This window comes from Peptoniphilus hominis (ex Hitch et al. 2025) (assembly GCF_040096015.1).
GTDB classification, from domain to species: Bacteria; Bacillota; Clostridia; order Tissierellales; family Peptoniphilaceae; genus Peptoniphilus_A; species Peptoniphilus_A hominis.
Genome location: NZ_JBBMFO010000022.1, coordinates 20,613 through 35,425, shown reverse-complemented (window position 1 = coordinate 35,425; position 14,813 = coordinate 20,613). Strand labels below are relative to the sequence as shown.

Here is a 14,813-nt window from a genome sequence, read left to right as displayed (position 1 = left end):
GTCTAAGTATTGATTTTTAAATGAAAAGAGAGACTCGAGTTAACGAGTCTCCCCAATATTTGACATAGAGCCATTAAAAAACCGAGCATCAAAGCTCGGTTAATTTTTTATTTAGATCTACTTGTTAAAAATTCATTAATCTTTGGTGCTACTTCCCTTTGGCTTCTGCCAGATACAAAGAGGCCAATGTGACCTGTTTCTACTTCAACAAGTTCAACATCCTTTGAACCAACAGCCTTAGGTATTGGTCTAGTAGCATTTGGAGGAACTTGGTTGTCCTTTGTTCCTAAAATTGCAAGCACTGGACATTTTACATTTTTAAGGTCCACTCTTTCGCCATCGAGATAAAATTCTCCCTTGATTAAATTATTTTTGTGATACATTTCTTCTTGGAATTCTTGATATGCTCGTCCAACTTGATCAGGTGAATCGAAAATCCAGTGTTCCATACGAAGGAAGTTGGCAAGTTTATTTGGATCGTCAAGAGAATCAATTACGCCAACATACTTGTCCATCATTAGGTCAATTGGCTTCAAGAATACAAAACCTGCATTCATAAATTCTCCTGGCACATTTCCAAAGGCCTTTACCATATTTTCAGGATTTAGATATGGTCCCCATTTAAATAGAAGTCCATCATCTGTGGAGAAATCGATTGGTGTTACTAGTGATACAAGTGCATTAATTTTTTCTCCATGAGTTGCAGTGTAAATAAAGGAGAAAGTACCACCTTGACAAATTCCAATAATATTAATTTTTTCAATCTTGTGTCTTCTTCTAATTATGTCAACGCAGTCGTCGATATAGCCGTTAATATAGTCTTCAAGTCCAATATATTTATCATCCATTGTTGGATAGCCCCAATCGATGATGTAAATATCTTGTCCACCTTCTAATAGGTTTTTAATAAGAGACCTGTCTTCTTGCAAGTCCATCATATATTGTTTGTTAACAAGAGCATAGACAATTAGGGTAGGAATTTTGTTTGGATCCTTTACCTTTGGCTCATAGTGGTAGAGTTTCATCTTGTCTTCTTGAAAAATTAGCTCCTTAGGAGTTGCGTCAAAGCCACTGTAGTCAACATTCATAAGAGTATCTACACCCTTGATTAGTTTTTCGTATGAGTCGACCATATCTGACATTGACTTAACATAATCTATTCCAAAAACATTTTTCAAATCAATAACCTCCTATTATTTATTGTCCTTTTTTTCTTCTTCGTATTCTTTGTCTCTAATATGTTTTCTAAGAGTTCTAACTTCTTTTTTGAGTTCATAAACAGTCTTATAAAGTGAATCCATATCAGAGTTTGTTGGTATTGGGTACCACTTAAGTGATTCTTCTATCACTTGGTCTAAGTCAATCTTAAGTAGCATTAGAGAATCTACAAAGTTTCCTAAGAATTTAGAAAATTCATCAGAATAGAACAATTTATCAAACTCATTAGAAGTTTTTTCTCTCCAATAATTGTAAAATTCTTCATAAGTCTTAGGAGCTTCGCCCTTCTTAATCATTTCAAAGCTTTCTTTTACAACATTTTCTGTAGATTCGTTAACTAAATTTGAAAGCATCATAGTAAGTTCTAGATAATTGCCCATAAATGTAATTAACTTATCTATTGTCTTCATATTTCTTTCATAGGCATTTCTGTCAATACCAAATTGTGGAGAGTTTAACATCTTGCCAAAAGTTTCCCCATAATTTTTCTTCCAAAGTTTGAAAAATTCAAGGAAAGCCTTAGGATCAGCAAAAGCTCCCTTCATTACAGAATCCATTAAGTCAGAAGAAGTATCCATCCAAGGACCATAAACTGTAATAAGCGTGTCTCTATAGCTTTCACAAGCGCCTATACATTGCTTGATTAAATTTTGAAGATCTACAGGAATATATGGGAAAAGATAATTGTTGATGTATTGAAGTGAGCCTTCCTTATACTCTTTCATTATTCTTTCCATATTTTCCTTAGTTGGCTCAATGTTCTTGTCATAAATATTTTTATAAAGTTCATAAATGCTGTAATAAAGTTTAGATGTATCCTTTATTTTTTGTGCAAGTTCACTAGGTGTGCCTTTGTAATTGAAGAAATCTGCACTTCCTAAATCTCCAAAAATTTTATTAAAACTTGAAAGATATTCTTCACTAAAAGGGTTGAAGTTACTTCCTCCAAAAGACTTTGCATAATCTTGCCACATATTCATCATCTTTTGTTGTGAATTCATATAATCTTCAAAAAAATTGTATCCTTTATCCAAATTAATTCCTCCTCTTATGGTTAAACTATATTATTTTATGTTTATACTCTATCTTTATAATTTTATTATACCCTAAGCTAATTTAATATTAACATTTTATAAATTTATTTATTTTATCTGCTAAATTATAAGATTAAACTATTTTTGCCTCTTTAAACAAAATATTTCCCTCATCATCTACAGCTACACCTACATAATTTGCCTCAAAAGCCTCCTTTAACTTTTCAGTTTCACTTGAGTGAATAGTGATTTCTTCCCCAGTAAAATCAAAATTTATGTCTTCTGATTTTAATAGAATAAATCTATCATAACCCTCTTCTGAAAATTCATCGGGATATTTCTTTTTTAATGCCACAAGCATGTAGCCCGAATCCAAAGTATTTTTGTAGGACCTGTGATTCTTGGGAGAGATTGTGGACATCTTGTGAGAAAATTTAGAATCTTTATACTTTTCTTCCAACTTTTCCCTAGTTAGATTTTGTAGGTTTCTTCCCCTATATTCCTTTAAGACGACAACAGTATCGTTGATAATGACCTTGTCAGGATCCACAAAAAAATCCACATCATAAGCCAAATTATCTTCTTTGTCAGGGACTTTTAAACTCCTATAAGCAACGAGTCTGTCCCCATCATAGACACCTACAAAGGCTCCTCCATTGTCAATTAAGTGCTCCAAGTCACTCTTTGAGTCGTGAGAAAAAATTTCCTTATTCTCAATGCCTTCATAGACCTCTGAAGTGAGCTCATATATCTCGTCAATATGCTCTTTTCCTAAAAACTTAAAAATTAATTTTTTCATAGTACCTCTATATTAATCCTAAAATTTCTTTTTAAAATATAATCTTCGTAAAAAATAAGTATATTTTTCTTTAACGCATTAGCATAAATTATATGTTCTAAATATTGTATAATAAAATTTCAAAATTATCTAGAATTTTTTTCAAACTGACCTAAATTTTAATTTTTAAAAACATTAAAAAAGACCGCCTAAGCAGTCTCAAATTCCTTCTAAAATACTTTTCATCTCTACAATCTTTACTTGGTCAAATTTTTCGAAAGCCCTTCTGGAACTTTCTTCATCGTTGAAGCACTTCCAATAACCTGTGCACTTGCAAATTTTTTTGTGGCGATCCTTAAAATCAATTACATCCTTTAAAGGATAGCCCAAAAAAACTCCTATCTCATCAGGACAGCTGTCATTGAACCTACTTTTTAAGAGACCCAGATAGTCATCAACTTGATTACAATTTTCGTATCCCATGAAGTCTAAAAATTCTGAAATTTTTTTGTTGGATAATTTTTTCATCAATTTATCTTTTTTGAAAAAATAAACTAAAATGAAATCTTCCCCTTCCTTTAATTCAAAAAAATCAAGCTCCAGTGCATCTCCAATTAAAAATTTATTTTTTAACCATAAGTCCTTTAAGGGTCTATTTCCATTTCTCAAATTCATCATTGTACCCAATTTTAAATCCTTATAAGTTGGAGCCACAGTGGACTTAATTAGAGCGTGAAGATATTCGAAATCTTTAAAATTTTTTATTTGATCAAAAAATTCAATGAAAATAGAATTATTAATCATGCTTAGGACCTTGCAAGTTCCTTTCCAAGAGCTTCACACTCTTCTAGTGCATCTTCGTCAGGATTATCATAGGCAGCAAAGCCATCATCAACTAATTTTGCACCTGTGCCTTCAACTTCTTCTTGCCAAATTTTCATCCACTCACCATCAGCCCATTCATAAGAGCCAAATAAAACAACATTTTTCCCAGAAAGAAGTGGATTTACCTTATCCATAAAAGGTCTCATTTCAGTTTCTTCAAGCTCTTCTGCTCCCATGGCAGGACATCCAAAGGCAATTCTATCTACATTTTTTACATCATCTTCTGTAGCAGAACCTACTTGGATTAGTTTTACTTCAGCGCCTGCTCCTTCAGCACCCTTAACTATTGCCTCTGCCATTTTTTCTGTATTGCCAGTGCCTGACCAATAAATTACATTTACTTTACTCATTTTATTTCCTCCAATTTTGAAATTTATTATCATTTAATTTAATTGTAATAAATATTTTTTTAATTTTTTATATAATATTATAAGAATTTTTTAAATATATTTATTATCTTAATATTTATAATTTCAAAAGTTGATTAAATAATTTCTAAAGTAAAGTCTGAGAAAACTTAATAATTATTTTGAAGCTCAAAATAATTATAAAAATTCTAATTGGAAGCAAAATTTTAAAATAAAATAATAAATTCTTTTAAATTAAATTAGAAGATAAATTCACAAATAAAAAAACCAAGGACGAATCCTTGGTCAAATATTTTATAAAATTAAGCTTCCTTTAGCTTTTTGCCTTCTCCCCTTCCTGGAACTTTTTTAAATATTCCAGTAACCATTAGGGCTATTGCGCCGTCAGATGTTACATTACAAGCAGTTCCAAAACTGTCTTGCAGTGCAAAAATCGAAAGCATTAGGGCTGTTCCTGTATCGTTAAATCCTAAAATTGAAGTAATAAGTCCAAGAGATGCCACTACAGTTCCTCCAGGAACTCCTGGTGCCGCTATTGCAAAAATTCCAAGTAAAACTATAAAGACAATCATATTAGAAGTTTCTGGAAGCTTTCCATATATAATTTGTGAAACTGTCATTACGAAGAAAACTTCTGTCAAAACTGAACCGCATAAGTGAGTATTTGAGCAAAGCGGAATAGCAAAGTCTCTAATCTTTGGATCAAGTGTCTCTGATTTTCTAGCACAATCTAATGCCACTGGAAGAGTTGCAGCAGAGGACATTGTTCCTACAGCTGTTAAATAAGCTGGCAGATAATGTTTGAAGACTTCCTTTGGATTTGTCTTTGAAATAGCCCCGGCTATTGAATACATAAGAGTCATCCAAATAAAATGTCCAACTATTACAATTAAAATTATCTTTATAAAAACTGGCAATTCAGAAATAATTGCTCCTTCATAGGATAAAGTTGCAAATGTAGCTGCAATGTAAACTGGAAGAATTTTAATTACAAAATTATTTACAATGGATAAAATAATTTTATTAAGTTCCATTAGCAAATTTTCCCAATGTTCTGATTTTGTAACAATTACTGCAATTCCAAATAAAATTGAAGTTACAAGTGCTGTCATAACAGGCATAATTGGATCAATTGATAACTTAAAAATTGATTCAGGAATGGCATTGCCTGCACCAACATTTGATGCAATGTTAAGCTTTGGAATAATAGCCCTACCTGCTAAGAAAGACATTGTGGCAGCTCCCACAGATGATATGTAGCAAATTGCAAGAGTTACACTTAAAATCTTGCCTGCACTTTCCTTTAAAGAAACTATGGCAGGAGTGATAAATCCCAAGATTATTAGTGGAACTACATAGCCAATTAAGTCTCCCATAACTCTCTTAATAGTATTAATTACAATGATTGCTGATTCGCCGGAAATTCTTCCTACAAAAATTCCTATAATAATTCCTAAGATTAGTTTAAAAACTAAGGAATTAAAAAAACTATTCTTTTTCATTTCTCCTCCTTAAAATTTTATAAATTTGAAGTATTACTTCTTCTATCATTTTACCATTTTAGAAAAATAAAAGTATTAAAATTTTTTAATCTTTATAAAATAATTTCTCTTCATATAGTTTATTTGATTTTATATTTTACTAAAAAAATTATAGTTTTTAAATTCCTCTTATCTCATTTGTAAATATCCCATCTAAAATTAAAAAAGAGATTCAATTTAATGAATCTCCTTAATATTTTAATTATATCTTAACTTGTAAACAGTCTATCTTCTTTCTCCTATTCAACTTTTTGTTATAAAGTCTAAAGATTTTCTGTTTCTATTTTCTTCACCTACTAAAATATATCTAATTTCATTCTTAGCTAGCAAAAAAGCCATAGCAGAAAATTTATTTCATGCTAAATACAACTTGTGCAATTTGTGCTCTTGTTAACTTTTCTTTTGGTGCAAACTTTCCGTCATCCATTCCCTTAATTAAACCAAGTTTAACCATTTCTTTTACAGAATCTTTTGCCCAAGACGAAATATCTTTTTTATCTTTAAAATCAATATTTGTATTTTCTACCTTATTATTTAATTTATTTACTTTATTAAATCTTGATAGGAAGGCACACATTTCTTCTCTAGTAAGTTCCTTATCTGGCATAAATGTATCATCACCAAATCCACATGCTATTTTATTTTTGTATGCCCAATCAACATAAGCAGCATAGTATTTATTTTCATCTACATCTGAAAATACTTTATTATTATACTTACTTGTGTCAACATTTGCGACTCTTCCAAGTATTGTTACAAATTCTGCTCTAGTAAGATTTTTGTCTGGCATAAAATTATTTAACTCTGCAATATCTTTAAAGTAACCTTTATTTACTGCATTATTAATTGCATCTTTTGCCCAATGATTTTCAAGTCCATTTGTATTATCATCATTAGTTGAAAGTATACTTCCTGGGTTATTGTTTATGCCGCTATTTGTAAAGACAGGACTCCTTTTCTCGTGATTTCTATTTTTTATTAATGGATAATTATTTTCTTTATTTGAATTATTATTTGGTTCATTTTCTTTTTTGTCAGGATAATTATCTTCAGATGGCTTTTTGTTCTCATCTGCTGGTTTTTCTTCCTTAATACCTTTCCAAGACGCTGTAATTGTTATATCTGAATCAACTTTAATTTTTTCTCCAGCATTTTTCTTGTTTCTATCTCCTGAAACAATCCAAGCATCAAAAACTTTACCCTCAGGTGCTACAAATGTGTTTTGTGGCAATTCAATTTCTTCCTTCTCTGTAACAGTTTGAGATGGAATTTTTCCACTTCCTCCATTTGCCTCAAAAGTTACAGTATATTTCTTTTGGCTAACTTCTTCAAATACTGGTTCAATTTCAATATCATCTTTAGCAAGGAATATATGTCCCGGCTTTTGAGTAATACCTCTTACATTCCAGCCAATGAATTTTTTATTTGTCTCTACATTTCCATTGTATTCTGGAAGGACAAAATCTTCTCCTTGTTTTACATTTTCTTCATTTCCATTTACTGTTACTTTTACATCTTCGTTTTCGATTTCTCTAATTTCATCCTTATCTAAATCTAAATTAAATATTTTTACACTTGTATTTCTTGCATAGTCTGAGGCTATTACTTTTATTTTAACTTTTCCATCTTTGATAAATTCTTCTAGATTTTTACTTAGGTCAAACTCCATGCCATTTGCAAAAATATTAACTTTTTCTATACGACCAGGTTTATCCGCATCTCTCTTATCTGAAACCTTTAAATAAACTTTTTTATCCCCATAGTTTAAAGTAATTGGGTTTTCTGAATTATCATCTTTAGATAATTTTATTTCTGGCTTAACACTGTCCATGTAAATTCTGTATTGTGATAAAATTCCGCCTTCAGGTCCATTTAATTTATAATCCTTTGCTGACCAATCCATTACATCATTATCTCTAACATCTAATTTAACTTCAAAATCTTTTGAATTATCAGATTTTAAATCACCATAAATTAAATATTGGTCAATCATTGATTCATTTATTCTAAGATGCCAATTAAATCCACCCTTATCTCCAATTTTACCTCTCAATGTGTGAGGACTCTTTCTAAAATAAAGTTCTCCCTTATTTCCATCAGTATATGGATAAAAAGTATCTGGATCCATATTCAATTGAACTTTATCTCTATCAACATAGAAGCACTTGCCCATTTCTTCAATTAGATTTTCCTCTTTAAGGTCTTTACTACCATCTAATTTATAGATTTCGTATCTAACTACATTAAATCCATCTAAAACTTTTATATTAGCTTCAAAAGTCTTTACATCTTCATCATTATTTATAAAATCTTCAGTGTAGTTTGCGTCTAGATTTGTCTTGCCTGGATTTCTAGAAATAACTCTAACTCCATAACCCTTTTTTATTCTAAGTTCATCTCTCACTCTATAAAAAGTCTTTCCATTTTCATCTTTGTCTTCTTTTAATTTCCCGCCAAGATCTTCTCCACCAAGTTCTACAATGCTATGCTCTGAAGTTAATAGCTTAGACGATTCATTTTTTTCTACGCTAGTATTTTTTTCTTTTGGCATTCTAAGGAAAATGCTCTTACTTGTTTTACCACTGTCTACTACAAATAATTCGATATCTCCTTTGTAGTCAATTCCCTTATTATTGTCTATATCATCCTTATTTGCCCATAAATTAAATTTTAGACTGTGAGTATTTTCATCATAAGAACCAGGAACTTTCTTTACCTCTTCTCTCTTATTTGTCTTTGACATTGTAGTGGATACAAAATAAATTTTTGCATCTTGAGAAACATTTTTAACTTCTCCCTTTATGTCAAAGCCACCATTTGAATCTGGAATAATTTTTCCAATATATCCCATATCCTTTAATGTATCTAAATCTTTATCTTTAAATTCCATAGGAGAACCATCAGAATATCTTGAAGGAATACCATACTCATCTATTGATTTAATATCGCCATAGTCATAATCTATGCTATCTTCTCCTGTAAACTCATTAGTTTTCTTTATTTCCTTTGGCTCTATGATTCTCTTGGTATCTTCTTCTGTAAGTTCTTTTATATAAGAACTATTCTTTTCTATGCTTATTTCAGGATTTCCATAATCCTTCTTTTTATTATCTCTTGCCTTATCTTCTTCTTTTTTATCTTCTTTTACTTCTACATTTTTAAGCTTAGATGCATCAATTTCTCCAAGTTTCTCATTAGCTTGACCATCTTCAGTTTCTAGGAAATATTCTAGTTTTCCATTTTTAACTTCTTTATCAAACTTAATTCTATATAAATTTGTAAAGTTTGAAGCACCATCAAGAGCTGCAACTTCTAAAGTCTTGCCAAGAAGATTTTTATTTGCACCGAGGATTTTATAAACAGAATTTCCTTCGTTATCCATTTCAAAGCTTCCATATTTGTCAACTTTTCCAGTGTTAACTACCTTTAAGTTTTCTTCTATATCTCCATCTTCATTTACAAAAGCTGCCCCTGCAAACCAAACTTTATTGTTTACTTCGTTAAAATCAGCTGGATTTTTTTCTTGGTCTCTTTCAAAAATAGTTTTTGTCTTGTCTTTTTGAAGATGATAAGTATCTTTAACCTTTAAAATAATTTCATCTGGATTTTCTGCATTTAGGCTAACAATTTTTGGTGCAGTTCTATCTATTTTTACAGGAATGTATGAAACTTGATAAGGATATTTTGGAGAAAGTCTATACTCAAATTTATAATAATATTGACCTTCTGCAATTGGATCAAATTTTCCTTCAATATAATTTGGATCAGTTTTATCTTCTGCATGAGGATTATAAATTAATCCGTCCCATCTCAAATCGCCATAAACTTTTAACTTTGAGCCCTTAATTCCCTTTGCGTCACTTCTCTTTGAATTTAAAATTCCCTTTATAAAATGATCAACTGTAATAACTTTAAGTGGCTTTTGATTATTTTCATCCATTGTATTTACAATAGAAATTTTGCAGTCAGATGCAGATCTTAAAATCAATGGACTAGGTGTAAGACCTCTATCAATTTCATTTCCAGAAATAATTTTACTATCTCCACTAGAATTCATATTGAAGTCTTGTGAGTTATTAAAAGCAAATAATTCAGGGTCTTGGTCTAAAGTTTTGTTTTCAGTTTCCCTATTTTGAATTACTCCTGCCGGCTTAAATAAATCTATACCATGCTCTCCACCACGGCCTTTATTTAATGTTCCTGGAATTTTAGGATTTCCTTCATCATCATAACCTACAATACCCTTTGACCTTGAACCTTCTTCCCAAGCCCATTTATCAACAATTGGTTCTTTGTTCCAATCGCCAGCAAATCCCATTACAGGCATTGAAAGTGATGGCTGAGGATCTTTTGCATCAGTTTTTTCTTCTTTAGATTCAAATTTTATATAGCCTTCGACAAATTGGTCCTTATTCATTGCTTCGCCCACATGTAATGTAGCGCCCAAATCATAAGAGCCTCTTTTTGGTATTGTTATTTCATCTTGTGCAAAAGTTATGCTTGCTCCAGAAACTTCTTTAGGATGAATTTCTGCAACTACTTGTTTTCCATCTTTGCTATTTTCATCTTTATACTCTTCGTCTAATTTTTTCTTCGTTACTTCTCCATCTGTTGTGATTTTTGATGAACTTACTTTTACAGTTATGTCTTTATCAGATGGATTGTCTATATTAATTGTAAAATCTTTTTTATCAGATTTAATTTCCTTTAATGAGACAGCTCCATAAGAATTCATTTCTCCCTTAGAATCTTCAACTTTGTAAGAAACAATTAAATTGTTCTTTAAAGCTTTTTCAACATTTATTAAACCTGATCCTTGTTGTCTTGGCGAAGCAAATAAATAATTTCCATTTCCATCATCAGTTGTTGGATCAATCATTGGCGTTGATGTGTTTTGGAGCATAATCTTTGTAAGAGAAGTTATATCTATACCTCTTGATTTTATAACTGGTTCATTTACAAGCTCTTTAACTCTCGGTCTTATTAAAACAGTTGAAGCTGATACCACTGGAGCAGCCATTGATGTTCCTGACATATATTGATAAGTGTCGACACCATTTATCTTATTTAAAGTTGAATAAATATTTTTACCAGGAGCAGAAACATCAGGCTTTAACATCAAATCAATCCTTGGGCCCCATGAAGTTGAGCCGGCTGGAACATTAGTATCTTCCCAGGCAATTTTATGATTTAAAAATTTAAGGCTAAGTTCTTTTTCGTCTCCAACTTTTGGTTTCTTTGAATTATATTTTGCCATATCAATTCTGTAATCTGAATCTTTTGCTTTAAAGTCTTCCTTATCATCAACTTTTCTATCACAAATCATATCCCAGATTAATTTTCCATCCATGCCTGATACAGAAAATACAGGAACTCTTGTATTTTCATCTTGCTCATATCCCATAGCAGGAATACTTTCCCAATCATCTCTATTGTAATAAGAAACTGTATTTACTACTATTAATCCCTTTGCTCCTTTGTCAAAAACTTTTTTAAAGGCAAATTTCAGATCCTTAGTATAAATTCTATCCATTACAACAATTTTATCTTTCAAATCTTTTCCAGCTATATCTTCATCTTGACATTGTCCCAAGTAAATAAAATTATATTTGCCTTGAGGGAAATTATTTTTATCAAAGAAAGCACCAATTTGAGAATATCTAAAATCTCTTCCGCCAATGTTCACGCCTTCATAATCAATTTTAGTATTACGAGATGATGCAACAGCGATTGCATCTTCGTGAGCAGCAGTTCTCGTTACATTTCCTGTATCTGTCATTTTCAAAGAATTATTTGCATATCTATCCCAAGATGAACTAGAAGATGACGTTGCATAATTACCAGTGGCAACACAAATAGGAATACCAGCTTTTCTAAGAGCTCTAATTCCATACCAATATTTTTCTCCTACTAAACCAGTTCCCGTAAAACCAGAAGAAACAGAAATAACATCTACATCATGCTTAATGCAATCTTCAAAGGCATGAAACATAGTCTCATCTCCAGCAAAACCGTCACTGGCATCAGAGTACATCTTGTAAGAAAAAATTTGTGCATTAGGTGCAATACCTCTTATCCCTTTATTAGCTTTTACATCTTCTAAAGTATCATTTGCTGCCAAAATCCCAGCTATGTGCATTCCGTGTGGATCATAATAATCAGAACCATCGTCATATTTTTCTGTGGTAATCTTACCGCCATTTAAGTAATTAAAAGAATGAGGGACTTTATCCGATAACCAGAATTCCTTATCAGAACCTTTTAAATTTTCCTTTTTAATCTTTAAAGAACTCTTCGCGTCATCATCAATTCGCATAGCCTTGTGACTTGCATCCATTCCAGTATCAATATTTGCAATTACCATACCACGACCATCATAATTTTTTCCAAGATTTGCATTTATTGCATTTAACTCTTTTAGATAATCGCTGGCACTATCAGCCCCTACAAGCTTTCTTGCATTTTCCATAAGTGGAACTAATTTGCCTGCCCTTTCAACATTTTTAACACCCTTAATACTTTTTAAATTATCTAATTCTTCGGGGTAAGTTTCAACGGAGACAGCGTTAAAAATAATATTATACTCATATAAAACCTTTAAATTTTTTATCTTATTTAAAGTCTGCAAAATTTCATTTTTATTTGCCTTATCTTCAAATTCTACAAAATAAACTACTTTATCTCTTTTAACTTTTACACTTGGCTCTTCTTTTTCAAAGTCTTCAAGTATTTTACTTTTCTTTGAATCAAATTCTTTTTTATCTCTAACAATCTTTTGAGTCTCAGTTAAAGAATTATTGCCTATATTATTTTCCGCAAAAACTCCATTAAAAGAACTCATCACAAATATCATCGACAAAGTCAACGATGAAAAATTTCTTAAATTCTTATTCATAATTCCTCCAAATAGATTTTATAACGATAATAATTATCATCATTTTTTACCTAATAGAGTTTAGCACCAGAAAATTACTTTTTCAATATTCATTTCTTTAATAAAACTATTGTATTTTTAACAAAACAATTTAATTAAAAATATTATTATTTCTGTGGTTTATAAAATTCTTTTAATAACCTAACTTGCTTTACAAATTTATATAAATTTTAAAAATTTTAACTTAAAAATATTCTTGTATTAAATGTTTTTCGGTAATATTGTTAATTTCTTCTTATGAACGTTTGATTTTAATTTTTGAAATTTTTTGTTTTATCATTTATTTTTTTCAAATTTAATTTTACAACTTAGCATTTTCTAAAAAGCTAATTATAATTAAAAAATATTTACGCCAATAAAGTCCCTACTTCAAGACATAAAAAAAAGAGCCCTAAGGCTCTAAATGAAAAATTATTTATAGCACGCGTGTTGCGTTAACAAATCTATCTTGGTAGTATCCTTCAGTAAGGGATGAAGTCATAACTTTTCCTTGTCCAGATGAAGCGTGGATAAATTTTCCATCTCCAACATAGATTCCAACATGACTAACTCCATTGCCTGTTGTGTTAAAGAATACTAGGTCTCCTTCTTGCAAATCAGATTTTGAAACTTGTTTTCCAAAAGTTGATTGTGATGCTGAAGATCTTGGAAGTGAAATTCCTAGTTCATTGCAATAAATTGAATAAACAAGACCTGAGCAATCATATCCTTCTTTACCTGTATCTCCATATACATAAGTAGATCCAAGTTTATTTTCTGCAGAAGATATTACTTTAGCAGCAGTTGAAGAATCAGGCGCTGCAACTTTTTTGAATTCTTTTACTTCTTTATATTTTATTACTTCTTGAATTTCTTTTTCATCAGCAGAAAGTAATGCTTTTTCATCAACTTTTACTGCTACTGGTTTTTCTACCTTTAATCCAGAAAGAATATTTAAATCTTTGCCGTCAACATTGTAAGAAGTTCCCTTATCTTCAATGATAAAAAGTCCATTGTCAAAATCAACTACATTTACAGTTTGATTTTTGTTTAAATTTAGTTTTTTTCCATTGTCACTTCTGGCAACAGTGTCCTTCTTAACTTGAACTTCTGTTACATTATTTCTCTTGTCAGCAACTTTTTTAAGTGCACTTCTGCTAACATTACCTATAGTTCCGTCGTTACACTTAATTTTTGCTGTAGTAGTGTCTACTGAAATTCCAACTGCATATTCATCGATAAACAAGCTTCTAATAATTTTTCCATTATCATCTAAGATTGGGCTTGCTTTTACAACTTGATATGTAGGAACATTAACTTCTGTAAGTAAAATTTTTTCTTGTGGAATAGTAACTTTTGCCTTTCCCTTTTGAACATAGTATTCATTGCCCTTGTTTTCAAGGATTTCTACTTTTTCGCCAATAGAGAACTCAATTTCATTTCCACTATATGTCCTTTGTACATGTTCGTTAATAAATACTCCCGTATCTTTCATGCCAACTATTGAAACTGCGCATAGTGCAAATAGACCAAGTGGCAATTTATTCTTAAAGGAAACCAATACTAACAACTCCTATACTCTGATTTTATATTTCTAAAAAAAATTATATGCGTACATTTTTTATTGCTCCTTAAGTATAACAAAGTTATTACAAAAAAACAACAAAAAGTTACAAAATAGTTAAATTAATTTTAACTTCTTTGTAACTTTTGTCTTAATAAATTTTAAATTATGTAGTAAGCAAATCTATAAGCCGCGTTCTGTTTTGTCAACTATCAATCTTGGATTACAGTTACCTATAATCTCTAGCAACCTACCTACCGGCAGATGCGAGCAGCATCTGTTATTCCTATTTGGTCTTGCTCCGAATGGGGTTTACATAGCATCATTATCACTAATGATCTGGTGAGCTCTTACCTCGCCTTTCCAACCTTACCCTAGGGCGGTATATTTCTGTTGCACTTGCCTTGGGGTCGCCCCCACTGGCCGTTAGCCAGCATCCCTGCTCTGTGGAGCGCGGACTTTCCTCACATATGTGCAGTTGACCAATTTACTTACTTAAATAGTTTAACACT

General features: G+C 30.9%; 8 protein-coding genes and 1 other RNA gene. All 9 read right to left on the bottom strand.

The window, feature by feature from the left end:
• Window positions 1–107 precede the first annotated feature (107 nt).
• The 9 genes from phaC to rnpB all read right to left on the bottom strand — a co-directional run bounded on the left by phaC (window position 108) and on the right by rnpB (window position 14,795).
• Window positions 108–1,178 carry a class III poly(R)-hydroxyalkanoic acid synthase subunit PhaC gene (gene phaC / locus WMO19_RS07195; RefSeq protein ID WP_349171051.1) on the bottom strand — a complete coding sequence of 357 codons (1,071 nt, stop codon included), beginning with the start codon at window positions 1,176–1,178 and terminating at the stop codon, window positions 108–110.
• A 15-nt stretch (window positions 1,179–1,193) separates the two neighbouring features.
• On the bottom strand, window positions 1,194–2,252 hold the full coding sequence (locus tag WMO19_RS07190) for a poly(R)-hydroxyalkanoic acid synthase subunit PhaE (protein WP_311565197.1): 1,059 nt from the start codon (window positions 2,250–2,252) through the stop codon (window positions 1,194–1,196).
• A gap of 133 nt (window positions 2,253–2,385) precedes the next feature.
• On the bottom strand, window positions 2,386–3,051 hold the full coding sequence (locus WMO19_RS07185; protein WP_349171049.1) for a GNAT family N-acetyltransferase: 666 nt from the start codon (window positions 3,049–3,051) through the stop codon (window positions 2,386–2,388).
• A gap of 198 nt (window positions 3,052–3,249) precedes the next feature.
• Window positions 3,250–3,834, bottom strand: a complete 585-nt coding sequence (locus tag WMO19_RS07180; RefSeq protein WP_019124692.1) for a DUF3793 family protein — start codon at window positions 3,832–3,834, stop codon at window positions 3,250–3,252.
• 2 nt (window positions 3,835–3,836) lie between these two features.
• Window positions 3,837–4,265 (bottom strand): flavodoxin, encoded by a 429-nt coding sequence (locus WMO19_RS07175; protein WP_349171047.1) that lies wholly within the window; start codon window positions 4,263–4,265, stop codon window positions 3,837–3,839.
• A 320-nt stretch (window positions 4,266–4,585) separates the two neighbouring features.
• Window positions 4,586–5,785 (bottom strand): dicarboxylate/amino acid:cation symporter, encoded by a 1,200-nt coding sequence (locus WMO19_RS07170; protein WP_332087771.1) that lies wholly within the window; start codon window positions 5,783–5,785, stop codon window positions 4,586–4,588.
• 388 nt (window positions 5,786–6,173) lie between these two features.
• The gene (locus WMO19_RS07165) at window positions 6,174–12,719 is read right to left on the bottom strand and encodes a S8 family serine peptidase (protein ID WP_349171045.1); all 6,546 of its coding nucleotides are present in this window, start codon (window positions 12,717–12,719) and stop codon (window positions 6,174–6,176) included.
• A 454-nt stretch (window positions 12,720–13,173) separates the two neighbouring features.
• Window positions 13,174–14,298, bottom strand: a complete 1,125-nt coding sequence (locus tag WMO19_RS07160) for a C40 family peptidase (protein ID WP_349171043.1) — start codon at window positions 14,296–14,298, stop codon at window positions 13,174–13,176.
• 173 nt (window positions 14,299–14,471) lie between these two features.
• Window positions 14,472–14,795: RNase P RNA component class A (gene rnpB, locus WMO19_RS07155), an RNA gene on the bottom strand.
• Between the last annotated feature and the right edge of the window lie 18 nt (window positions 14,796–14,813).